Below are 22,573 nucleotides of genomic sequence, written 5' to 3' on the forward strand. Positions count from 1 at the left end.
GCGTCTGTTCCTTGAGAACTCAACAGTGTGCCAAGTAGTCGATGCCAAGATGGTTCATCGTCTGGTGGTTCCCCGCTTTTCGGTGGGGGGTTGCTGGTTGGTGAGTCTTGGTTGACTGAGTGTGTCGTCCACCCCGTGGGTGGCATGCTCGAATCAGCCGAATTAACTGGTCCTGCTTTCGAGTGGGGCTGTTTCGTGTGTCGGTTTCCTTGCCGCTTCGGTGGCAGGGTGCCATGAGACATCTACGGAGAGTTTGATTCTGGCTCAGGACGAACGCTGGCGGCGTGCTTAACACATGCAAGTCGAACGGTGATGACAGGGCTTGCCTTGTCTGATCAGTGGCGAACGGGTGAGTAACACGTGAGTAACCTGCCCTTGACTCTGGAATAACCGCGGGAAACGGCGGCTAATACCGGATACGAGACGCACAGGCATCTGTAGCGTCTGGAAAGATTTATCGGTCAAGGATGGGCTCGCGGCCTATCAGCTTGTTGGTGGGGTGAAGGCCTACCAAGGCGACGACGGGTAGCCGGCCTGAGAGGGCGACCGGCCACACTGGGACTGAGATACGGCCCAGACTCCTACGGGAGGCAGCAGTGGGGAATATTGCACAATGGGCGCAAGCCTGATGCAGCGACGCCGCGTGAGGGATGACGGCCTTCGGGTTGTAAACCTCTTTCAGCAGGGAAGAAGCGAAAGTGACGGTACCTGCAGAAGAAGCGCCGGCTAACTACGTGCCAGCAGCCGCGGTAATACGTAGGGCGCAAGCGTTGTCCGGAATTATTGGGCGTAAAGAGCTCGTAGGCGGTTTGTCGCGTCTGCTGTGAAAACCTGAGGCTCAACCTCGGGCTTGCAGTGGGTACGGGCAGACTAGAGTGCGGTAGGGGTGACTGGAATTCCTGGTGTAGCGGTGGAATGCGCAGATATCAGGAGGAACACCGATGGCGAAGGCAGGTCACTGGGCCGCAACTGACGCTGAGGAGCGAAAGCATGGGGAGCGAACAGGATTAGATACCCTGGTAGTCCATGCCGTAAACGTTGGGCACTAGGTGTGGGGCTCATTCCACGAGTTCCGTGCCGCAGCAAACGCATTAAGTGCCCCGCCTGGGGAGTACGGCCGCAAGGCTAAAACTCAAAGAAATTGACGGGGGCCCGCACAAGCGGCGGAGCATGCGGATTAATTCGATGCAACGCGAAGAACCTTACCAAGGCTTGACATACACCGGAAAAGTGCAGAGATGTGCTCCCCGCAAGGTCGGTGTACAGGTGGTGCATGGTTGTCGTCAGCTCGTGTCGTGAGATGTTGGGTTAAGTCCCGCAACGAGCGCAACCCTCGTCCTATGTTGCCAGCGGGTCATGCCGGGGACTCATAGGAGACTGCCGGGGTCAACTCGGAGGAAGGTGGGGATGACGTCAAATCATCATGCCCCTTATGTCTTGGGCTTCACGCATGCTACAATGGCCGGTACAAAGGGCTGCGATACCGCGAGGTGGAGCGAATCCCAAAAAGCCGGTCTCAGTTCGGATTGGGGTCTGCAACTCGACCCCATGAAGTCGGAGTCGCTAGTAATCGCAGATCAGCAACGCTGCGGTGAATACGTTCCCGGGCCTTGTACACACCGCCCGTCAAGTCACGAAAGTCGGTAACACCCGAAGCCGGTGGCCCAACTCGCAAGAGGGGGAGCCGTCGAAGGTGGGACTGGCGATTGGGACTAAGTCGTAACAAGGTAGCCGTACCGGAAGGTGCGGCTGGATCACCTCCTTTCTAAGGAGCATCTGGCCAGGTCTCTTCGGGGGCCGGGTCCAGGCCCATGTCCCTGGCCGAACGAGCCGGGGGTGGAGCTCAAGGGTGGAACATCGACTATGGCCGGCCGCGATGCGGCCTCCTTCTAGTACGTCCCGGGCTTGCCCGGTTCTGGAACGCGGGGGGTCGTGTGAGGGGTGGGCTTGGCGCACTGTTGGGTCCTGAGGGAACAGCCGGAAGGTTGTTGTCTCGGGTTGCCCCGCTGGCTCGTCTTCGGATGGGTTGCGGTGGGGTGGCTGGATACGGGTCCGTGTGATCGGTCGAACCGCCCAGGTGTTCTTGGGCAGGCGCCGGTGTCAGCACGGGGATCGTTCGTAGCTTGAGAACTGCACAGTGGACGCGAGCATCTTTGTAGAAATTATTGTGGTCAAGTTTTTAAGGGCACAGGGTGGATGCCTTGGCACTAGGAGCCGATGAAGGACGTAGTAGCCTGCGATAAGCCTCGGGGAGTTGGCAAACGAACCGTGATCCGAGGATCTCCGAATGGGGAAACCCCGCTGGAGTCATGTCCAGTGACCCGCACCTGAATATATAGGGTGTGTGGAGGGAACGTCGGGAAGTGAAACATCTCAGTACCGACAGGAAGAGATATTCCGTGAGTAGTGGCGAGCGAAAGCGGATCAGGCCAAACCGTATGCGTGTGATAGCCGGCAGGCGTTGCGTGTGCGGGGTTGTGGGACCTTTCAGCTGGTTCTGCCGAATCAGCAGGGAGTCAGAAAGCCGCGTTATAGTCGAAGGGCATTGAAAGGCCCGGCACAGAGGGTGTGACCCCCGTAGACGAAATGACGCGGCCTCCCGAAGGGGATCCCAAGTAGCACGGGGCCCGAGAAATCCCGTGTGAATCCGGCAAGACCACTTGCTAAGCCTAAATACTACCTAGTGACCGATAGCGGACAAGTACCGTGAGGGAAAGGTGAAAAGTACCCCGGGAGGGGAGTGAAATAGTACCTGAAACCGTGTGCCTACAATCCGTTGGAGCCTCCCTAGCAGGGGTGACAGCGTGCCTTTTGAAGAATGAGCCTGCGAGTTAGTGGTACGTGGCGAGGTTAACCCGTGTGGGGAAGCCGTAGCGAAAGCGAGTCCGAATAGGGCGATTCAGTCGCGTGCTCTAGACCCGAAGCGAAGTGATCTAGCCATGGGCAGGTTGAAGCGCGGGTAAGACCGCGTGGAGGACCGAACCCACTTGGGTTGAAAACCGAGGGGATGACCTGTGGTTAGGGGTGAAAGGCCAATCAAACTTCGTGATAGCTGGTTCTCCCCGAAATGCATTTAGGTGCAGCGTCACGTGTTTCTTACCGGAGGTAGAGCTACTGGATAGCCGATGGGCCCCACAAGGTTACTGACGTTAGCCAAACTCCGAATGCCGGTAAGTGAGAGCGTGGCAGTGAGACTGCGGGGGATAAGCTCCGTAGTCGAGAGGGAAACAGCCCAGACCACCAGCTAAGGCCCCTAAGCGTATGCTAAGTGGGAAAGGATGTGGAGTTGCACAGACAACCAGGAGGTTGGCTTAGAAGCAGCCACCCTTGAAAGAGTGCGTAATAGCTCACTGGTCAAGTGATTCCGCGCCGACAATGTAGCGGGGCTCAAGCATACCGCCGAAGCTGTGGCATTCACACAATAGCTCAGCCCCCTTGTGGGGTTCAGGCGTGTGGATGGGTAGGGGAGCGTCGTGTGGCGAGTGAAGTCGCGGGGTGACCCAGCGGTGGACGCCACACGAGTGAGAATGCAGGCATGAGTAGCGAAAGACGGGTGAGAAACCCGTCCGCCGAATGACCAAGGGTTCCAGGGCCAGGCTAATCCGCCCTGGGTAAGTCGGGACCTAAGGCGAGGCCGACAGGCGTAGTCGATGGACAACGGGTTGATATTCCCGTACCGGCGAAGAACCGCCCATACCGACCCCGGTGATGCTAAGCGCCCGAAGCCGTCCATCGTCCCTTCGGGGACACCGGGCGGGGGAGCGCGCGACCCGAGCCGGCAGTAGGTAAGCGCATTAACAGGGGTGACGCAGGAAGGTAGCCCAGCGTGGCGATGGTAGTCCACGTCCAAGGTTGTAGGGCGAGAGGTAGGCAAATCCGCCTCTCACATAGCCTGAGAACTGATGGTGACCGCGAATGCGGGATGATTGGGTGATCCTATGCTGCCAAGAAAAGCCTCGGCGCGAGGTTCTAGCCGCCCGTACCCTAAACCGACTCAGGTGGTCAGGTAGAGAATACTAAGGCGATCGAGAGAATCGTGGTTAAGGAACTCGGCAAAATGCCCCCGTAACTTCGGGAGAAGGGGGGCCCGAAGCGTGATCCCACTTGCTGGGGGAGCGTGGACGGCCGCAGAGACCAGGGGAAAGCGACTGTTTACTAAAAACACAGGTCCGTGCGAAGTCGCAAGACGATGTATACGGACTGACGCCTGCCCGGTGCTGGAAGGTTAAGAGGACGGGTCAGCCGCAAGGCGAAGCTCAGAATTTAAGCCCCAGTAAACGGCGGTGGTAACTATAACCATCCTAAGGTAGCGAAATTCCTTGTCGGGTAAGTTCCGACCTGCACGAATGGCGTAACGACTTTCCCGCTGTCTCAACCGCGAACTCGGCGAAATTGCACTACGAGTAAAGATGCTCGTTACGCGCAGCAGGACGGAAAGACCCCGGGACCTTTACTATAGCTTGGTATTGGTGTTCGGTGCGGCTTGTGTAGGATAGGTGGGAGACTGTGAAGCCGGCACGCCAGTGTCGGTGGAGTCAACGTTGAAATACCACTCTGGTCGCTCTGGATATCTAACCTCGGTCCGTCATCCGGACCAGGGACAGTGCCTGGTGGGTAGTTTAACTGGGGCGGTTGCCTCCTAAAATGTAACGGAGGCGCTCAAAGGTTCCCTCAGCCTGGTTGGCAATCAGGTGTCGAGTGCAAGTGCACAAGGGAGCTTGACTGTGAGACTGACAGGTCGAGCAGGGACGAAAGTCGGAACTAGTGATCCGGCGGTGGCTTGTGGAAGCGCCGTCGCTCAACGGATAAAAGGTACCCCGGGGATAACAGGCTGATCTTGCCCAAGAGTCCATATCGACGGCATGGTTTGGCACCTCGATGTCGGCTCGTCGCATCCTGGGGCTGGAGTAGGTCCCAAGGGTTGGGCTGTTCGCCCATTAAAGCGGTACGCGAGCTGGGTTTAGAACGTCGTGAGACAGTTCGGTCCCTATCCGCTGCGCGCGCAGGAAACTTGAGAAGGGCTGTCCCTAGTACGAGAGGACCGGGACGGACGAACCTCTGGTGTGCCAGTTGTTCCGCCAGGAGCACGGCTGGTTGGCTACGTTCGGAAGGGATAACCGCTGAAAGCATCTAAGCGGGAAGCCTGCTTCAAGATGAGGTTTCCATGGGGACTAGTGCCCCGAGAGGCTCCCAGCTAGACCACTGGGTAGATAGGCCGGATGTGGAAGGCAGGACGAAAGACTGCTGGAGCTGACCGGTACTAATAAGCCGATGACTTCACCACACTACATTGCTACGCGTCCACTGTGCGGTTCCCGAGATACGAACGGGAATCATCCCGAGATTCATATCTCCATAGAGTTACGGCGGTCATAGCGAGGGGGAAACGCCCGGTCCCATTCCGAACCCGGAAGCTAAGCCCCTCTGCGCCGATGGTACTGCACTCGCCAGGGTGTGGGAGAGTAGGTCGCCGCCGGAACATCATTCAGAAAGAGCCACCCCTATGGGGTGGCTCTTTCTGCGTTTTCCAGGGCATTCACGTGGAGTTCGTGCGCGGGCGGCCTCGCGCTCTTGCGCTGGTCAGTGCACGTCGAAGGGCCCGCAGGAGGCAGACTCCGCGGGCCCTTCCACACATGCGGCTACGCCGCCGAGCTCACTCGGGGATGAGGTAGACGGCGCCGAGCGGAGGGACGCGGACCGTCGCGGAGAACGGACGGCCGTAGTGCGGCTGGGCGACGGCTTCCACCGCGCCGAGATTGCCCACACCGGAGCCTGAGTACGCCGTCGAGTCGGTGTTGAGGGCCTCGATCCAGCGGCCGCCCGTGGGCAGCGCCAGTCGGTAGCCCTCATGGGGCGTGCCGGCGAAGTTGACCACCACGGCGACCTGCCGGCCGGCCGAGTCCCGGCGCAGGTAGGCGAGGACGTTGTGGTCGGCGTCATTCGAGTCGATCCACTCGAAGCCCTGGGGCGAGCTGTCCAGCTCCCAGAGAGCCGGAGTCTCCCGGTACAGGCGATTCAGATCCCGGACGAGACGCTGGATGCCAGCGTGCGGCGCGCTGTCGAGCAGCCACCAGTCGAGGCTGCGGGACTCCGACCACTCGGCGCCCTGGCCGAACTCCGAGCCCATGAAGAGCAGCTGCTTGCCCGGGTGCGACCACTGATAGGCGAGCAGTGCGCGGACGTTCGCCAGTTTCTGCCAGTCGTCGCCGGGCATCTTGCCCATGAGCGAGCCCTTGCCATGCACCACCTCGTCATGGCTGATCGGCAGGATGAAATGCTCCGAGAAGGCGTACACCAGCGAGAACGTGGCCTCGTTGTGGTGATACCGGCGGTTGATCGGCTCCTCCGCGAGATAGCGCAGAGTGTCATTCATCCAGCCCATATTCCATTTGAATCCGAAGCCGAGGCCGCCGTGATCCGTGGGCGCCGTGACACCCGACCAGGCGGTCGACTCCTCGGCGATCATCATGACGCCGGGGCTGCGGCGGTACGCCGTGGCATTGGCCTCCTGGATGAACGCGATCGCCTCGAGGTTCTCGCGTCCGCCGTGCACGTTCGGCCGCCACTGGCCGGGCTGGCGCGAGTAGTCGAGATAGAGCATGGAGGCGACGGCGTCGACGCGGAGCGCGTCGATGTGGAACTCCTCAAGCCAGTACGTGGCGTTCGCTACCAGGAAGTTACGCACCTCCAGTCGCCCGTAGTTGAAGACGAAGGTGCCCCAGTCGGGCTGCTCTCCGAGGAGAGGGTCTGGGTGCTCGTAGAGCGGGGTGCCGTCGAACCGGGCGAGTGCCCACTCGTCCTTGGGGAAGTGGGCGGGCACCCAGTCGAGGATCACGCCGACGCCGGCGCGGTGCAGGGTGTCGACGAGGTGCCGGAAGTCGTCGGGGTGCCCGAAGCGCGAGGTCGGCGCGTAATACGAGGACACCTGGTAGCCCCAGGAGCCGCCGAAAGGATGCTCCGCCACGGGCATCAGCTCGACGTGGGTGAATCCGAGGTCCACGACGTACTCGGTGAGCTGGGTGGCCAGCTCGCGGTACGACAGGCCCGCGCGCCACGAGCCGAGGTGCACCTCGTAGATGCTCACCGGCCCGGTGTGCGGGTCGCGCGAGGCCCGGCCAGCCAGCCAGGCGTCGTCGGTCCAGGAGTAGCGGCTCTCGACGACCACCGACGCGGTCGCGGGCGGCACCTCGGTGCCCTTGGCCAGCGGGTCGGCCTTCTGCCGCCAGGAGCCGTCACGGCCCAGAATCTCGAACTTGTACCGGGCGCCAGCGTCGACCCCGGGGATGAAGAGCTCCCACACACCGCTCTCGCCGAGTGAGCGCATCGCGTTCTGGGTGCCCTGCCAGTGGTTGAAGTCCCCGACCACCCGCACCGCCACGGCGTTGGGGGCCCAGACGGCGAACGCCGTGCCCCGGACCTCGCCGAGGACGCTCGGGTACGTGTGGGGGTTGGCGCCGAGCACCGTCCACAACTCCTCGTGCCGGCCCTCGCGGATGAGGTGGCGGTCGAGCTCGTGCACCGTGGGCAGGAACCGGTAGGGATCGTCGGCGCGAGTGGTGTGGCCGGCGTAGGTGACGTCCAGGCGGTAGTCCGGCACCTGCTCGCCGGGCAGGACGGCGAACCAGATGCCGTCGAGCTCATGGGTTGCGGAGACCGCGCCCTGGGGGGTCACGATCTCCACGGAGTCGGCCAATGGCCGCAGCACCCGGATCGTCGTCCGCCCGTTGCCCACATGGGGGCCGAGCACGGAGTGCGGTTCATGGGAGACGCCCTGGGCGACCGCGCGCAGCAGTGCGGGGTCGACGGGGACGGGGATGAGCTCGGCCTGCCGGTTCATGCCCCTACCCAACCACCACGAGGGGCGCCATGCAGCGTCTCCACGCGGGGAACTGCGAGGTCAGCGCGTGAAGGAGGCGGTGGAGCCCCGTGCGACGAGGCAGGGGAGAGGCGCCATGTGGGAGGCGACGGGACCGCCGGCGAGCAGGTTGAGCACGCAGTCGGCGGCCTGCGCGCCCATCGCGTACACGTCCAGGCTCATCGCGGACAGCGGCGGGTGGGCCAGGCGGCACAGCGCCGAGTCGTCCCACGCCAGGATCGAGAGCCGCTCGGGCACTGAGACGCCCATCTCCTGGGCGACGCCCAGCCCGGCGAGGGCCATCACATCGTTGTCGTAAACGATCGCGGACGGGGCGCCGCGGCGGCCGAGGAGCGCCCGCGTCGAGCGGGTCCCGGACAGCTCGGTGTAGTCGCCCTCGACGACCGTGCCCTCGGCGCCGCGGCGAGTGCACTCGGACAGGAAGGCCTCGGTGCGGGTCTGCGTGTGGGCGAGGGTGCTGGGCCCGCTGACCCGCGCCAGGTGGAGGTGGCCGAGCGAGACGAGGTGGGCCACCGCGTCGCGCATCGCCTGGGCGTTGTCGATCCACACGTTGGAGAACGGCAGGTCGCGGGTGGGCCCGCCGATGACGACGGCGGGGATGCCGAGCTCGGTGAGGATCGGCAGGCGGGGATCCTCGGCGACGACGTTGACGACGACGACGGCGTCGACCATCTCGCCCTTGCCCCAGCGCCGGTACGCCGCGATCTCGGCGTCGTGGTCGGGCACGACGTGCAGCAGCAGCGAGCGCCCGTCGGAGGCGAGGACCTCCTCGATGCCGGCGATCAGCTCCATGAAGAACGGCTCGAGGCCCAGCATGCGGGCGGGTCGAGCCAGCACCAGTCCGACGGCGTCCGCCCTGCTCTTCACGCGGGTCAGCCTAGTGCCGCGGGCATCGCGCCGGGGCGGGGCGCGTCGGGGCCCCGGGCGCGCGGGGTGATGGCGCAGGCGCGGTGGGGCGCGATACACTTCCCGTTCATACCGAACAGTCGGTTTGTCAGACAGGAGCGAAGGGGCCCCGTGAGACGATTCGAAGGCGACGTCGCCGTCGTGACAGGCGCGAGCCGGGGAATCGGCCTCGCCATCGCGGAACGGCTCGTCTTCGAAGGCGCCCGCGTCGTGCTGACGGCCCGCGACGAGGACGTGTTGCGACAGGCCGCCGCGAGGATCGGACCGCCCGAGCGCGTGCTCTGTGTCGCAGGGCGCGCCGACGACCCCGCGCATCGGGCCAGCGTGCTCGACCTGGTGGACCGCGAGCTGGGCCAGCTCGACCTGCTCGTCAACAACGCCGGGGTCAACCCCGCGTATGGGCCGGCGCTCGAGATCGAGGTCTCGGTGGTCCGCAAGATCCTGGACCTCAACGTCGTGGCGGCGCTCGAGTGGTCGCGAGACGCCATGGCCCACGGACTGGGCGACGGCGACGGCGGCGCCATCGTCAACATCGCGTCGATCGCGGGCCTCACGGCGAGCCCCGGTATCGCGTTCTACGGGGTGTCGAAGGCCGCGCTGATCTCCCTGACCACCCAGCTCGCCTACGAGCTCGCGCCCCGGGTGCGTGTCAACGCCGTGGCGCCCGCAGTGATCAAGACGGACTTCGCCAAGGTCCTCTACGCGGGACGCGAGGAGCAGGTGGCCGCGTCCTATCCTCTTGCCAGGCTGGGCGTCCCGGCGGACGTGTCGGGGCCCGTGGCGTTCCTGCTCTCGCGCGACGCCGGCTGGATCACCGGGCAGACGCTCGTCATCGACGGCGGCGGCTCCATCCGCCCGGTCTCCTGAGGAAGAAGGACAACCAGTGAAGAACTCCAGCGTCCAGGACAGCGTCAAGAAGGCCGCTGTCGACCTGTTCGCGAGCCAGGGCTACGCCACGACCTCGGTGCAGCAGATCGTCGAGGCGGCGGGTGTCACCAAGGGCGCGATGTACCACTACTTCCGCTCCAAGGACGACCTGCTGTTCGCGATCTACGAGCAGCTGCTGACCCTGCAGAGCGAGCACCTCGCGGAGATCGTCGACAGTGGCCTGCCCACCGACGCGACGCTGCGCGCGGTGTGCGTGGACGTCATCGAGACGTCCATCGACTACCTGCCCGAGGGCACCGTCTTCTTCAGGTCCGTCCACATGCTCGCGCAGGACCGGCAGGAGGAGGTGACACGGCGGCGACGGCAGTACCACGACGACTTCGCCAGGATCATCGAGCGTGGGCAGCGGGAGGGCCTGTACCGCGTGGACGTGCCGCGGGCGGTGCTCGTGGCGCACTTCTTCTCCGATGTCCACTACCTCTCGCACTGGTACTCGCCCGCGGGGCCGGAGAGCAAGGGCGAGATCGCCGCGCAGCTCACAGACCTGTTCCTGGTCAGCCTGCGGTCGGGTGCGGGACAGGGCACGCGATGATGCGCGCCTGGCAGGCGCAGGCCGCCGGCGAGCCGAGGGACGTGCTCCGGCTCGTCGACGTCGAGCGCCCGGAGGCCGGACCCGGCCAGGTGCTGGTGCGCGCGCTGGCGGTCGCGGCCAACTTCCCGGACGTGCTGCTGGCGCGTGGCCAGTACCAGGTCAAGCCGCCGCTGCCGTTCACGCCCGGCATCGAGCTGTGCGGCGAGGTCGTCGCCGTGGGGGAGGGCGTGTCGCGCCTGGCGCCGGGGCAGCGGGTGATCGGCTCGAAGATCGGGGTGCTTGCGGAGTACTCGGTGCTCGACGCCGCGCTCGTGTTCCCGGCGCCCGAGCCGCTGAGCGACGCCGAGGCGGCGGCGCTGTACGTGGGCCACCAGACAGGGCACTTCGGGCTGCACCGGCGGGCCCGGATCCAGGCGGGGGAGACGCTGCTGGTGCATGCCGCCGCGGGCGGGGTGGGCACCGCCGCCGTGCAGCTCGGCAAGGCCGCCGGGGCGCGGGTGGTCGGCGTGGTCGGCACGGCCGCGAAGGCAGGCGTCGCCCGCGCCGCAGGCGCCGATGTGGTGGTGGACCGCAGTGCGGAGGACTTCGTCGACGTGGTCATGGAGGCCACGGGCGGGCGCGGCGCCGACGTCGTCTACGACCCCGTGGGCGGGGACGCGTTCGACAGGTCCACGCGGTGCATCGCGTTCGAGGGGCGGATCGTCGTGGTCGGGTTCGCCGGTGGCGTCATCCAGACCGCCCGTGCGAGCCATGCCCTGCTGAAGAACTACGCGGTGCTGGGCCTGTACTGGGGGCTGTACGCGGAGCGCCGCCCGGACCTGGTCGCGGCGACCCACGACGAGCTGACCCGGTTGGCATGGGCCGGGCAGGTGCGGCCGGTGGTGCGGCAGATCGTGCCGTTCGCCCAGGCGGCCGACGCGATCCAGGAGCTCGCCGGTGGCGTCACCGTCGGCCGGGTGGTCATCGCGATGGAGTGACGACGACGGCGGCCCGGCCGGGCGCGCCGCGAAGACCCGGAAGAGGTGCGCAGTGGGACGAGTCGACGGCAAGGTCGCCATCGTGACGGGCGGATCGCGGGGTCTGGGCGCCGCCTACTCCCGGGCGCTGGTGCGCGAGGGGGCTCGGGTGATGGTCGGCGACGTGCTCGACGACGAGGGCAAGGTCCTCGCCGACGAGCTGGGCGAGGGCGCCGTCTACCAGCACCTGGACGTCACCCAGGAGAGCGCGTGGGCGGCTGCGGTGGCGGCCGCCGAGCAGGCGTTCGGACCGGTGGACGTGCTGGTCAACAACGCGGGCGTCGCGAGCGCCGGGTCGGTGGAGTCGTACCCGATGGAGAGCTGGAACGCGACGCTCGCGGTCAACCTCACGGGCGTGTTCCTGGGCATCCGGGCTGTGGTGCCGGGGATGAAGGTGTTGGGCCGCGGGTCCATCGTCAACGTGTCGTCGGTGGAGGGGCTGCGCGGGAGTGCGGCGCTGCACGGGTACGTGGCCAGCAAGTTCGCCGTGCGGGGCCTGACCAAGTCGGTGGCGATGGAGGTGGGGCGGCACGGCATCCGCGTCAACTCGATCCACCCGGGGTTCATTCTCAGCGCGATGACGGAGCGGCTGGACCCGGAGCACCTGCCGATCCCGCTGGGGCGGCCTGCCACGGCGGAGGAGGTTGCCGGGACCGTCCTGTTCTTGGTGAGCGACGAGTCGTCGTACTCGACGGGGGCGGAGTTCGTGGTGGACGGCGGGCTCGTCGCGGGGGTCGGTCACCGCTAAGAGAAGGGCAGTTCGGTCACAACGGCATACCGTCTAGTCGGTTTCTTGCTACGGTGGGCACACGACCGACACGACGAGGTGTTCATGTCACGCAGCTCCCCGGCCACAGCCGCCACCGAGCGGCTCTCGCTACACAACGTCAGCGTGCGCTTCGGCGGCGTCCAGGCGCTCGACCAGGTGAGCCTCACCGTCTCCGACGGCGAGGTGGTCGGCCTCATCGGCCCGAACGGCGCGGGCAAGACCACCCTCTTCAACGTGGTCTGCGGGATCGTGCGCCCCACGAGCGGGGAGGTGCGCCTGGGCGGCACGCCGCAGCGCCCCGTCACCCACCGGCTGGTGCGCGACGGCGTGGCCCGCACGTTGCAAGGGCTCGGGTTGTTCGCCGGGCTCACCGTGCGCGAGAACGTCATGGCCGGGCTCAGCTCGACGGTGCCCGGCATGGCCGCCGCAGCCATCGGCGCGCACCGCATGCTGCGGCACGATCGGGAGGCGGCGCGGCGCGCCGAGGACGTGCTCGACGAGCTCGGCGTCCTCGACGCCGCCGATCGGCGCCCGGGCGACCTGCCGTACCCCGTCAGGAAGCGGGTCGCGCTGGCGCGCGCGCTCGTGAGCGAGCCGGCGCTGCTGCTGCTCGACGAGCCGGCCGGGGGGCTGGGCGCCGCCGACATCGCCGACCTCGCCCGGACCGTTCGGGACCTCGCGGCCACACGCGGCTGCGCGATCCTGCTCGTGGAGCACCACGTCGACCTGGTGATGTCGCTGTGCGACCGGGTCGCGGTGCTGGACTTCGGCCGGCTGATCGCCGACGGGGCCCCGCAGGAGGTGCGCGCCGATCCTGCGGTAGTCGACGCCTACCTGGGGATCGAGGCGCCCACGGCGCCGCGCGCCAGCGGGGGAGCGGCATGAGCGCCGGCGTCGTGGCTCCCCGCGCCGGGACGCCGCCGGAGGCCGCCGGCGAGCCGCTGCTCGACGTGGCCGGGCTCACCGCCGGGTACGGGGGTACCCCGGTGCTGCACGACGTGGCGCTGCGCGTCCCGGCCGGCGACGTCGTGGCGGTGGTCGGGGCGAACGGCGCGGGGAAGACGACGCTGCTGCGCGCCCTGTCGGGCCTGGTGCGGCCGCGCGCCGGGACCGTGCGGCTCGGCGGCGCCGACCTGCTGGCCGTCCCCGTCGAGCACCGGGTACGCGCGGGGCTCGCGCACGTGCCGGAGGGGCACGGAGTGATCGCCGAGCTGACAGTCGACGAGAACCTGCGGCTCGGCGGCCTGTGGCGCGGCGGCGGACGCGACCTGCGCGACGCCGTCGACGAGGTGTACGCGCTGTTCGAGCCGCTCGCCCGACGCGTCGCCAGCCCCGGCCACCAGCTCTCCGGGGGTGAGCGGCAGATGCTCGCCGTCGGCCGCGCGCTCGTCTCCCGCCCCCGGCTGCTGCTGCTCGACGAGCCATCGCTCGGCCTGGCCCCCCGCGTCGTCGCCGACATCATGGCGATGCTGCGCCGGCTCTGCGACGACCACGGGCTGACGATCCTGCTCGTCGAGCAGAACGTGCGCAGCGCGCTGTCCGTCGCCGACGTGGGCGTCGTGCTGCACCTGGGCCAGGTCGTCGCCACCCGCCCCGCGCGCTCGTTGCTCCACGACGACGCGCTCCGCCACGCCTACCTGGGGTTCTGATGGACCACTTCCTGCACCTGCTGAGCAGCGGCCTCGCGCGGGGCGCCGTGTTCGCGGTGTTCGCCCTCGCGCTCGTGCTCATCTGGCGGGCCGCGCGCATCGTCAACTTCGCGCAGGGCGCCATGGCCGCGGCCACCACCTACGTGGCGTTCGCCGTGACCGCCGCGACCGGGAACTACTGGCTGGGGCTCGCCGCCGCCGTGCTGGCCGGCGCCCTGCTCGGACTGGTGGTCGAGCGGGGCGTGATGCGCCACGTCGCCCGGCAGTCGCCGCTCAACAGCGTGATCGTCGCGCTGGGCGTGGTCATGGTGCTGCAGGCGGTGCTGGGCATCGCGTTCGGCAACGACTACACGCCGATGCGGGTCCCGTTCAGCATGGAGCCGCTGTGGGTGGGCGGCGTGCCACTCCTCTCGCCCTACGACCTGTACGTGATCGGCGCCGTTGCGATGCTCCTGCTGGCGCTTGGACTGCTGTTCACCCGCACAGCCGTGGGCCTGAGGATGCGGGCCGCGGCGTTCGCCCCTGAGACGTCCCGGCTGCTCGGCGTGCCCGTGTCCCGGATGCTGACCCTCGGCTGGACGCTGTCGGCAGCAGTCGGGGCCTTCGCGGCGGTGCTCGTCATCCCCACCGAGCTGGGCCTCAACCCGCACGCCACCGACACCCTGTTCGTGTACGCGTTCACAGTGGCGATCGTGGGCGGGCTCGACTCGCCGGTGGGCGCCGCCGTGGGCGGGCTGGTAGTCGGGGTGCTGCTCAGCCTGGTCACCGGCTACCTCGGCTCCACGCTGGCGCCCATCGCGGTGCTGGTGCTGCTGGTGGTGGTGCTGCTGGTGCGGCCCGCGGGGATCTTCAGCGCGAGGCAGGTGCGGCAGGCATGAGCGCCCACAGCCGCATCGACGCCCGTGCCGCCCGATGGCGCCCCGGACCGACGCTCCGGCGCCTCGCGCTCACAGTGCTCGGCCTCGCGCTCGCGATCACGGCGACGCTCGCGCTCGAGCCCTACCGCGCCTACCAGGCGGCGGTCGTCGCCGCATACCTGTGCGCGACGGCAGGCCTGACGCTGCTGGTGGGCCGGGGCGGGCAGCTCTCGCTCGGGCACGCCGCGCTGATGGCCGCGGGGGCCTACGGGTTCGGGCTCACGTCCAACGCCCTCAGCGCCGCAGACGTGGCCGGGCCCGTCCGGCTGCTGGTCCCCCTGGCGGTCGGGGTCGCGTCGGCCGCCGCGCTCGGCGCCCTACTCGGCGCCGCCGGCGCCCGGCTGCGCGGGCCGTACCTGGCAGGCCTCACCCTGGCCGTGGTGGTGGCGGTGCCAGCGATCACCAGCACCTTCTCCCGGACACTGGGCGGGGACCGCGGGCTGTGGATCGAGATCGAGCGGCGCCCGGAGGCGCTGCGCCCGTACGTCGGCGCCGAGCAATGGCAGGCCTGGGTGGCGCTCGCGGCCGCCGCGCTCGTGCTCTTCGTGCTGGGCAACGTGGGATCCGGCAGTGCCGGGCGCCAGATCGCCGCCGTGCGGGACGACGAGGCGGCGGCGCGCCTGGCCGGCATCGACGTGACCCGCGTCAAGGTCGCCACGTTCACCCTCAGCGCCGCGGCCGCGGGGCTGGGCGGCGCCGTCCTGGCCTACGTCACGCAGATCGCGAACCCCGGCGCGTACTCGCTCGTCTTCTCGCTGTTCCTAGTGGTGGCGGTGGTGGTCGGCGGGCTCGGCTCGCTCGCTGGGGCGTTCTGGGGCGCGTTGCTGCTCGTGGCGCTGCCCGAGCTCACCAGCTCCGTCACCGACGCCCTGCCGGTCAGCGCGGGACTCGCGCAGCGCCTCGACGGGAACCTGGCGGTGCTCGTCTTCGGCGTGCTGCTCATCGTGCTGATGATCGCGGCCCCGCGCGGGATCCAGGGCGCCCTGACCGCTGCCCGCCGCCGCGACATGCGGCCACGCAGGCCCGCGCGCGGCGCCACGCCAGCCCCGGGCCCGGCCGCCCAGACACAGGGGGACCCCGCCGCACGGGCTCCGACGGCCGGGTGACAGGCGCCAGGACCGCGCGCACGACCGACCCGCAGGACAGTCCCAGACCCACCCACAGAGAAAGGCGTTCCCGATGACACGTCCCAGGATCGTCCGAGCGGTCGCCGCCGCCGGCGTCGCCGCGCTGCTCGTCCCGCTGCTCGCCTCGTGCAGCGCGGACTCCACAGATGACGCGAGCGGGGCGGCAGGGGACGCCGAGCCCGCGCCCGGCGTCACCGACACGGAGATCGTGGTCGGCACGCACCACCCGCTGAGCGGTCCCGCAGCGGCCGGATACGCCTCGATCTCCGCGGCGACCACCGCCTACTTCGCCTACCTCAACGACAACGGTGGGGTGAATGGCCGCACCATCGAGTACATCGTCAAGGACGACGGCTACAACCCGGCGACCACGCAGTCGGTGGTGCGCGAGCTGGTCCTGGAGGACCGGGTGTTCGCGCTGCTCAACGGGCTGGGCACCGCGCCGCACAGTGCCGTGCTGGACTTCCTCGACGAGAACGAGGTGCCGGACCTGTTCGTCGCGTCCGGCAGCCCCGTCTTCAACCAGCCCGACGAGCACCCGTGGACGTTCGGGTTCAATGCCGACTACACGGCGGAGGCGAAGGCGCTCGCCACCTACGCCCAGGAGCACTTCCCGGGGAAGACCACCTGCCTGCTGGCGCAGGACGACGACCTCGGCGAGGACTTCGCCGCCGGCCTGGTCACAGTGCTGGGAGAGGATGGCCTGGCCTCGGAGCAGGTGTACACGACGTCCAACCCCGACGTCTCGGCACAGGTGGCCGCGATGAAGCAGGCGGGCTGCGAGGTCAACTTCCTGGCCGCGATCAACGCGTTCAGCGCGCTCGCGGTGGGCACGGCGGCCAAGCTCGGGTACCAGCCGCAGTGGCTGTCCTCGTCGGTGGGCGGGGACTACGGCACCGTGTCGCAGTACCTCGGGGAGAACGCCGCACTGCTCGAGGGGTTCGTGAGCGCGAACTACCTGCCGTCCCACTTCAGCGAGACCGACGAGTGGACCACCCTCTTCCGCCAGATCAACGAGGACTACAACGAGGGCGCGCCGTTCGACGGCAACACCGTGTACGGCATGTCCGTGGGCTACCTGTTCGCGGAGGCGCTGGCGAAGGCCGGTGAGACGCCGACCCGGCAGGGCATCGTCGACGCGGTGACGTCAGGGGACCTGCGCGGCAACGGCGTGGTGCCGCTGGCGCTCTCGGCGACGAACAACGGCGCCTACCAGGGCGTGCAGGTCACAGTGGTGGCCGGCGGTGTGCAGGAGTACGTGGGGACGCCGTACACGGCGGAGCCCGGCGCCGGGGAGGTGACGCCCTACACCGGCGGGCCTGTCGCGCTCGAGGACGACGGCATCCCGTCGTCCTGACAGGCCGTGCGCGAGGCGCCTCCGACGGCAGGGCCCGGTCGACACCGACCGGGCCCTGCCATTCCCCTGCCGTTCCCCTGGGGCGGATGCGGTGCTGCCTCAGGGCTCGTGCGTGAACTCCGCGACGAGCTCGCGCTTGAGCACCTTGCCGCTGGCCCCGACGGGCAGGGCGTCCACCACGTGCACGTGGCGGGGGTACTTGTAGGCGGCGATCCGCTCCTTGGCGAACGCGACGAGCTCCTCGCCGTCGAGGTGCGCGCCGGGGGCGGCGACCACCGCCGCGTGGATCTCCTGGCCCCGCGCCTCGTCGGGCAGGCCGAAGACCGCCGCGATGGCCACGCCGGGGTGCCGGGCCAGGATCTGCTCCACCTCGCTCGGGTACACGTTGTAGCCGCTGCGCACCAGCATGTCCTTCTTACGGTCGACGATGGTGAGGATGCCGTCGGCGTCCTGGGTCCCGAGGTCGCCGGTGCGGAACCAGCCGTCGACCATCACCGCGGCGGTGTCCTCGGGGCGGCCGAGATAGCCCTTGAACAGGTTGTGCCCGCGCACCACCACCTCGCCGACGACGCCGTGCGGCACGATCTCGACGACGTGCTCGAGCGCGGCGTCGGCGATCGCGACGTCGACGCCCCACAGCGCGCGGCCGACGGTGCCGGGGCGCGGCTCCTCGTTGACGTAGTTGAAGGACACCGTGGGCGAGGTCTCCGTGAGCCCGTAGCCCTCGTGCACGGGCGCCCCGAACGTCGCCTCGAACTGCTCCAGCACGGCCACCGGCAGCGCGGACCCGCCGGAGACCGCGTAGCGCAGCGGCGGGCGGCCGGGATGCTCGATGGCGGCGGCGAGCAGCGCGACGTACATCGTCGGCACCGCTGTGAACACGGTCGCGCCGTGCTCGACCATCAGGTCGAGCGCCTCGGCCGGGTCGAACCGGGGGATCAGCAGCACCGTCGCCCCGCGCCGGAACGCCATGTTCATCACCGAGCTCTGCCCGAAGCTGTGGAACAGCGGCAGGCCGCCGAAGACCACGTCGTCGGCGGTCAGGTCGAACATGTCGATCAGCGCGACGTGCACCTGCTCGACGAGCGCCAGGTGCGAGCCCACGGCGCCCTTGGGCTTGCCGGTGGTGCCGCTGGTGTACAGCACCGTCGCGGCCGCCAGCGGGTTGACGGGCTCATGGCGCGGCAGCGGCTCGGCGGCCGCCGCCTCGTCCTCGAGCCGTGGCACGGGTGTCTGCGCCGCGAGCGTCTCGGGCAGCAGCACCGAGACCATCGGCACGCCCGCAGCCGCCGCGGCGGGTGCGGCCACGGGCAGCAGCGGGGCGGCGACGACGAGCACCCGAGCGCCGCTGTCGCGCAGCACATGCTCGATCTCCTCGGCCTTGAACAGCAGGTGCACCGGCACGACGACGGCGCCCAGGGCCAGGACCGCGTAGTAGACGCGCGGGAAGTCGGGCACGTTCGGCACCAGCATGGCCACCCGGTCGCCGGGTCCGATGCCCCTGGCCCGCAGCGCGCCGGCGTAGCCGCGGGCCTGGTCCCACAGGTCCCGGTAGGTCGTGGCGGCGCCCGCCCAGACGACTGCTGTGCGGTTGGGAGTGCGCCGGGCCTGCTCGGCGAGGATCGAGGCCACCGACAGGCTGCCGTGGCCGAGGCCGCCCAGGGCGGCGTCTGGAGTGGGGCCTTGGGCGTGGGCCGGCGCGGGGGCCGGTTCGCGGAGGCCCGCGAGCGCGGGAGAGGACTGAGGACTCGACATCATGCCCTTCCTTTCATCGTCGTCGTCGACGTGCTCCGGTGCTGCGGCACACCACCGGTAGAACAGCTCAGGGATGAGCCGGCTCGGGGAGCGGCTGCGTGCGGCGCAGCTCTGCCGCTCCGAGGGAGACGCGGTGGACCTCGTCGGGCCCGTCGGCCAGGCGCAGCGCCCGGGCGGCCGCGAACATCGCGGCCAGCGGCTCGTCGTCGTGCAGGCCGGCTGCCCCGTGGAGTTGCACGGCGCGGACGAGGATCTGCTGCACGGCGCCAGGCACGGCGACCTTGATCGCGTGGATCTCGGTCATGGCGGCGCGGTTGCCGGCCGTGGCCATCAGCCAGGCCGTCTTGAGCACGAGCAGCCGCAGCGCCTCAATGGCCCACCGGGACTCCGCGAGCCATTCCCGCACCACCCCGCGCGTCGCGAGCGGGCGGCCGAACGTGACGCGCTGGTGCGCTCGGGCGCCCATCAGATCCATCGCGCGCTCGGCCATGCCCAGCGCCCGCATGCAGTGGTGGACGCGGCCCGGGCCGAGGCGCGCCTGCGCGATCGCGAAGCCCTCGCCCTCGCCGCCCACCAGGTTCTCCGCCGGGACGCGGGCGTCCTCGAACACGATCTCGGCGTGGCCGCCGTGGTCCCGGTCGTCGTAGCCGAAGACGGTCAGCGGCCGCACCACCCGCACGCCGGGGGTGTCGCGCGGCACCAGGATCATGCTCTGGCGCCGGTGGCGCGGCGCCTCGGGGTCGGTGGCGCCCATCACCACCAGCAGGGCCGCATCGGGGTTCATGGCGCCTGTCGACCACCACTTGCGCCCGGTCACGACGTAGGAGTCGCCGTCGCGGCGCAGGCGGGTGGCCAGGTGGGCCGCATCCGAGGAGGCGACGTCCGGCTCGGTCATGCAGAACGCGGAGCGGATGGAGCCGGCGAGCAGCGGGGCGAGCCAACGCTCCTTCTGCGCGGGCGTGCCGAACTGGTGCAGCAGCTCCATGTTGCCCGAGTCCGGCGCCGCGCAGTTCATCGCCACCGGGGCGAGCTGGGGGCTGCGGCCGCTCAGCTCGGCCACCGGCGCGTACTGCAGCGTGGTCAGCCCGCGCCCGCCGTCGCCGTGGTCGCCGGGCAGGAACAGGTTCCACAGCCCGCGCTCGCGGGCGTCGTCGCGCAGCGCGCCGACCACTGGCCGCAGCGACCACACGTCCGGCGTCTGCGCGACCTCGCGGCGCAGCACGGGCTCGGCGGGGTAGACGCAGTCCTCCAGGAAGTCCTGCATGAGGTCGACGTACTTCGACGCTGTGGCGTCGTGCGCGAAGTCCATGACTGCCCCTCTACCTGGCGCCGGTGCGGGTGGGGCCCAGGGACGCGAGCCCGTGGGCGGCGAGCGGGGCGACGAGCGCGCCCACGGTGTCGAAGCCGGGGCCGACGGTCTCCCCGGCCAGGTGCCTGTAGTGGATCCCCTCGAGGATGATCGCCAGCTTGTATGCCGCGAACGCGCGGTACCAGGCGAGCTTGGGCACGGGGGCCCGGCGGGTGGCGCTGTACACGTCGACCAGCTCGTCGAACGAGGGGTAGCCCGCGGCGGGGTCGACGGCGCTCGCGGCCGCTCCCATCGCCTCGCCGCTGAGCGTGCGGATGTCCCAGTAGAGCGCCAGCAGGCCCAGGTCGGTGAGTGAGTCGCCGAGGGTCGCCATCTCCCAGTCGAGGATGGCCGCGAGCGTGGGCGCGCCGTCCGGCCCGACCTGCACGATGGCGTTGTCGAGTCGGTAGTCGCCGTGCAGGATCGAGGTGCGGGTCGTGGCGGGGATGCTCGCGCGGAGCTCGTCCTGGAGTTGGTCGAGCTGGGGCAGCGGGCGGCTGCGGGACCTGTCGTACTGCTCTCCCCAGCGGCGTGCCTGCCGGGTGAGGAACCCGTCGGGGCGCCCGAGGGACCCGAGCCCGACGGACTGCGGGTCGAGGCTGTGCAGGCGCCCGAGGGTGGCCGCGAGGTCGAGGCTGAGGGCGCGGAGCTGCGGCGCCGAGAACTGGGCGTTGTCCGCCGGGGACCTGAGCACGACGCCCTCCACGAGCTCCATCACGTAGAACGGCGTGCCGACACCTGCCGACCCGTCGGAGTCGTCGTGGTGGAGCTCGGCGCGGGGGACGGGCACCGACGCGGGCGCCAGGGCCGAGATGACGCGGTGCTCGCGGGCCATGTCGTGGGCGGTGCTGAGCACGTGGCCGAGGGGCGGCCGGCGCAGCACGAGCGGGGCGGCGCCGCCGGTCACCTGGTAGGTGAGGTTGCTGCGCCCGCCGTCGAGGATGGTCGCGCGCAATGGCCCGTCGGCGAGCAGGTCGGGGCGCCGGGGGCGCAGCCATCGTTCGAACGTCGAGGTGGACAGGCCCACCGGTTCCGTCAGGTGTTCGCTCACAGTCGGCGTCTTCCCGCAGGGGTCGTGGCGACGCGCCCTGGTGGGGCGGTGGCCCTGGAGCGTCACGGTAACATACCGGCTAGTCGGTTTGATGGTCGTTCGCACGACTTAGGCCACCAGGCGCGCCTCGACCGCCGCGCGCAGCGCGGCCGGGATGGGGACGGGGCGACGATGCGCCCGGTCGACGAAGACGTGCACGAACCGGCCCGTCGCCAGCAGCTGTCCGTCGTGCTCGCGGAAGATGCCGGTCTCCCAGGTGAGGCTCGTGGAGCCGAGGCGCCCGGCGCGCAGGCCGACCACCAGCACGTCGGGGTAGCTGCCGGAGGCGACGTACTCGCACGACGACGCCTTGCAGACGCCGATAGCCGATCCGTCCAGCAGGTCCAGGCCGCCGTGCTCGATGAGCCACGTGTTGATCGTCGTGTCCATGGCCTCGTAGTAGACGGCGTTGTTCACGTGGCCGTAGACGTCGTTGTCGTTCCAGCGGGTGGGGAACGCCGCTCGGTGCCCGTACTCGTCCATGTCGCGTCCACCTCGTCGTGGGTCGTCGTGGGTCGGTTCGTGCTGCGCGGTCAGGCGCCCCGCAGCACGTAGGCGAACGAGGCGTGCGCGCGCTCGGCGCTGGGCTCCTCGCCCGTGACCAGGTCGGCGTAGGTGAAGGACTCGGAGATGCGCACCAGCAGGTATGCGAGGTCGTGGGCGGGCAGCCCGAGGGTCAGGCGGCCGGCGTCGGACTCCTCGCGCAGCAGGTGCTCGATCACGGCGACGTAGCGCCGTTGCACCTGGCTGTCCTTCGTGGTCAACAGGCGCAGCGCGCGGGCGGGCTCGCGGCGCAGGAAGGCGCGGAAGTAGTCGGCCGAGATGAGCGCGTCGACGAACTCGGTGAGCAGCGCGACGACGCGGTCGGCGCCGCGCCCGGCCGCCAGGCTGTCGGCGTGGGTGAGCGTCGGGACGGCAAGCGACCACAGCACCTCGGAGAGCAGCGAGTCACGGTTGCCGACCCAGCGGAACAGCGACGTGCGGTCCACGCCCAGGCTGGCCGCGAGCTCGCCCATGTCGACGCGGTCGCCGGCCACGAAGGTCTTGCGGGCGAGGAGGAAGGCGCGCAGGGCGTCGGCGTGCGCGTCGGGGCCGGGCTCGAGGCGGCGCGACAGCGGGCTGGGCGCGAGCGTGGCGCCGAGGTCGCCGAGGCCCTGGGCCCGAGGGGTGGCCGTCGAGGTCATGCCCGCACAGTAACGGGGGGACAAACCGGATGCAACATTCTGCAGAATGATGCATAGTGGAAGCCACGACAGGAGCCACGACACCCCTCGAGCAACGGA

At 69.1% G+C, this 22,573-nt stretch carries 16 protein-coding genes and 3 rRNA genes; 12 read left to right on the top strand and 7 right to left on the bottom strand.

Translation table 11 applies throughout. The features are described from left to right. The first annotated feature begins 241 nt into the window (after positions 1 to 241). From BN3788_RS13555 to rrf, 3 genes are all read left to right on the top strand, one after another. Positions 242 to 1,765, top strand: a 16S ribosomal RNA gene (locus BN3788_RS13555). Positions 1,766 to 2,169: 404 nt separating this feature from the next. Then, a 23S ribosomal RNA gene (locus BN3788_RS13560) occupies positions 2,170 to 5,284 on the top strand. A 78-nt stretch (positions 5,285 to 5,362) separates the two neighbouring features. Next, positions 5,363 to 5,479: ribosomal RNA gene (gene rrf, locus BN3788_RS13565) — 5S ribosomal RNA — on the top strand. Together the 16S, 23S and 5S rRNA genes form the textbook arrangement of a ribosomal RNA operon. A 174-nt stretch (positions 5,480 to 5,653) precedes the next feature. Here rrf and glgB read toward each other — a convergent pair. Further along, the gene (gene glgB, locus BN3788_RS13570; RefSeq protein ID WP_066587289.1) at positions 5,654 to 7,837 is read right to left on the bottom strand and encodes a 1,4-alpha-glucan branching protein GlgB; all 2,184 of its coding nucleotides are present in this window, start codon (positions 7,835 to 7,837) and stop codon (positions 5,654 to 5,656) included. A gap of 60 nt (positions 7,838 to 7,897) precedes the next feature. Further along, positions 7,898 to 8,743, bottom strand: a complete 846-nt coding sequence (locus BN3788_RS13575; RefSeq protein ID WP_234346653.1) for a LacI family DNA-binding transcriptional regulator — start codon at positions 8,741 to 8,743, stop codon at positions 7,898 to 7,900. A 150-nt stretch (positions 8,744 to 8,893) separates the two neighbouring features. Between BN3788_RS13575 and BN3788_RS13580 the strand changes: the two genes are divergently transcribed. The 9 genes from BN3788_RS13580 to BN3788_RS13620 all read left to right on the top strand — a co-directional run bounded on the left by BN3788_RS13580 (position 8,894) and on the right by BN3788_RS13620 (position 17,097). Next, the gene (locus BN3788_RS13580) at positions 8,894 to 9,649 is read left to right on the top strand and encodes an SDR family oxidoreductase (RefSeq protein WP_066587291.1); all 756 of its coding nucleotides are present in this window, start codon (positions 8,894 to 8,896) and stop codon (positions 9,647 to 9,649) included. A 16-nt stretch (positions 9,650 to 9,665) separates the two neighbouring features. Further along, on the top strand, positions 9,666 to 10,262 hold the full coding sequence (locus BN3788_RS13585; RefSeq protein WP_066587293.1) for a TetR/AcrR family transcriptional regulator: 597 nt from the start codon (positions 9,666 to 9,668) through the stop codon (positions 10,260 to 10,262). After that, positions 10,262 to 11,239: an NADPH:quinone oxidoreductase family protein gene (locus tag BN3788_RS13590; protein WP_066589362.1), complete on the top strand. Its 978-nt coding sequence runs from the start codon at positions 10,262 to 10,264 to the stop codon at positions 11,237 to 11,239. The genes BN3788_RS13585 and BN3788_RS13590 overlap by 1 nt, the downstream gene beginning before the upstream one ends. 52 nt (positions 11,240 to 11,291) lie before the next feature. Then, positions 11,292 to 12,026 carry an SDR family oxidoreductase gene (locus BN3788_RS13595; RefSeq protein ID WP_066587296.1) on the top strand — a complete coding sequence of 245 codons (735 nt, stop codon included), beginning with the start codon at positions 11,292 to 11,294 and terminating at the stop codon, positions 12,024 to 12,026. Positions 12,027 to 12,110: 84 nt separating this feature from the next. Further along, entirely contained in the window at positions 12,111 to 12,932 is an 822-nt protein-coding gene (locus BN3788_RS13600; protein ID WP_066589365.1) for an ABC transporter ATP-binding protein, read from the top strand. Beyond that, complete coding sequence (locus BN3788_RS13605; protein WP_066587299.1) at positions 12,929 to 13,696, top strand: ABC transporter ATP-binding protein; 768 nt, start codon at positions 12,929 to 12,931, stop codon at positions 13,694 to 13,696. Before BN3788_RS13600 ends, BN3788_RS13605 begins: the two co-directional genes overlap by 4 nt. After that, positions 13,696 to 14,574, top strand: coding sequence for a branched-chain amino acid ABC transporter permease (locus BN3788_RS13610; RefSeq protein WP_066587300.1), 879 nt, complete (start codon positions 13,696 to 13,698; stop codon positions 14,572 to 14,574). Before BN3788_RS13605 ends, BN3788_RS13610 begins: the two co-directional genes overlap by 1 nt. After that, entirely contained in the window at positions 14,571 to 15,719 is a 1,149-nt protein-coding gene (locus BN3788_RS13615) for a branched-chain amino acid ABC transporter permease (RefSeq protein ID WP_066587303.1), read from the top strand. Before BN3788_RS13610 ends, BN3788_RS13615 begins: the two co-directional genes overlap by 4 nt. 73 nt (positions 15,720 to 15,792) lie before the next feature. Then, on the top strand, positions 15,793 to 17,097 hold the full coding sequence (locus BN3788_RS13620) for an ABC transporter substrate-binding protein (RefSeq protein WP_066587306.1): 1,305 nt from the start codon (positions 15,793 to 15,795) through the stop codon (positions 17,095 to 17,097). Between the two features lie 99 nt (positions 17,098 to 17,196). Here BN3788_RS13620 and BN3788_RS13625 read toward each other — a convergent pair whose 3' ends face one another. From BN3788_RS13625 to BN3788_RS13645, 5 genes are all read right to left on the bottom strand, one after another. Continuing rightward, positions 17,197 to 18,855: an AMP-binding protein gene (locus tag BN3788_RS13625; protein WP_234346654.1), complete on the bottom strand. Its 1,659-nt coding sequence runs from the start codon at positions 18,853 to 18,855 to the stop codon at positions 17,197 to 17,199. A 64-nt stretch (positions 18,856 to 18,919) separates the two neighbouring features. Then, positions 18,920 to 20,161, bottom strand: a complete 1,242-nt coding sequence (locus BN3788_RS13630; RefSeq protein ID WP_066587307.1) for an acyl-CoA dehydrogenase family protein — start codon at positions 20,159 to 20,161, stop codon at positions 18,920 to 18,922. 10 nt (positions 20,162 to 20,171) lie between these two features. Next, complete coding sequence (locus BN3788_RS13635) at positions 20,172 to 21,251, bottom strand: phosphotransferase family protein (protein WP_234346655.1); 1,080 nt, start codon at positions 21,249 to 21,251, stop codon at positions 20,172 to 20,174. A gap of 108 nt (positions 21,252 to 21,359) precedes the next feature. After that, entirely contained in the window at positions 21,360 to 21,773 is a 414-nt protein-coding gene (locus tag BN3788_RS13640) for an acyl-CoA thioesterase (RefSeq protein ID WP_066587309.1), read from the bottom strand. A gap of 50 nt (positions 21,774 to 21,823) precedes the next feature. Continuing rightward, positions 21,824 to 22,474: a QsdR family transcriptional regulator gene (locus BN3788_RS13645; protein WP_159066903.1), complete on the bottom strand. Its 651-nt coding sequence runs from the start codon at positions 22,472 to 22,474 to the stop codon at positions 21,824 to 21,826. Positions 22,475 to 22,573 lie beyond the last annotated feature (99 nt).

The organism is Cellulomonas timonensis, from assembly GCF_900046455.1.
In the GTDB taxonomy this organism is placed as follows: Bacteria; Actinomycetota; Actinomycetes; order Actinomycetales; family Cellulomonadaceae; genus Cellulomonas_A; species Cellulomonas_A timonensis.

Coding starts and splice junctions, on each gene's coding strand:
- glgB (WP_066587289.1), bottom strand. CDS start 7,837: ATGAACCGGCAGGCCGAGCTCATCCCCGTCCCCGTCGACCCCGCACTG.
- BN3788_RS13590 (WP_066589362.1), top strand. CDS start 10,262: ATGCGCGCCTGGCAGGCGCAGGCCGCCGGCGAGCCGAGGGACGTGCTC.
- BN3788_RS13600 (WP_066589365.1), top strand. CDS start 12,111: ATGTCACGCAGCTCCCCGGCCACAGCCGCCACCGAGCGGCTCTCGCTA.
- BN3788_RS13605 (WP_066587299.1), top strand. CDS start 12,929: ATGAGCGCCGGCGTCGTGGCTCCCCGCGCCGGGACGCCGCCGGAGGCC.
- BN3788_RS13610 (WP_066587300.1), top strand. CDS start 13,696: ATGGACCACTTCCTGCACCTGCTGAGCAGCGGCCTCGCGCGGGGCGCC.
- BN3788_RS13615 (WP_066587303.1), top strand. CDS start 14,571: ATGAGCGCCCACAGCCGCATCGACGCCCGTGCCGCCCGATGGCGCCCC.
- BN3788_RS13620 (WP_066587306.1), top strand. CDS start 15,793: ATGACACGTCCCAGGATCGTCCGAGCGGTCGCCGCCGCCGGCGTCGCC.
- BN3788_RS13625 (WP_234346654.1), bottom strand. CDS start 18,855: ATGATGTCGAGTCCTCAGTCCTCTCCCGCGCTCGCGGGCCTCCGCGAA.
- BN3788_RS13630 (WP_066587307.1), bottom strand. CDS start 20,161: ATGGACTTCGCGCACGACGCCACAGCGTCGAAGTACGTCGACCTCATG.
- BN3788_RS13640 (WP_066587309.1), bottom strand. CDS start 21,773: ATGGACGAGTACGGGCACCGAGCGGCGTTCCCCACCCGCTGGAACGAC.
- BN3788_RS13645 (WP_159066903.1), bottom strand. CDS start 22,474: ATGACCTCGACGGCCACCCCTCGGGCCCAGGGCCTCGGCGACCTCGGC.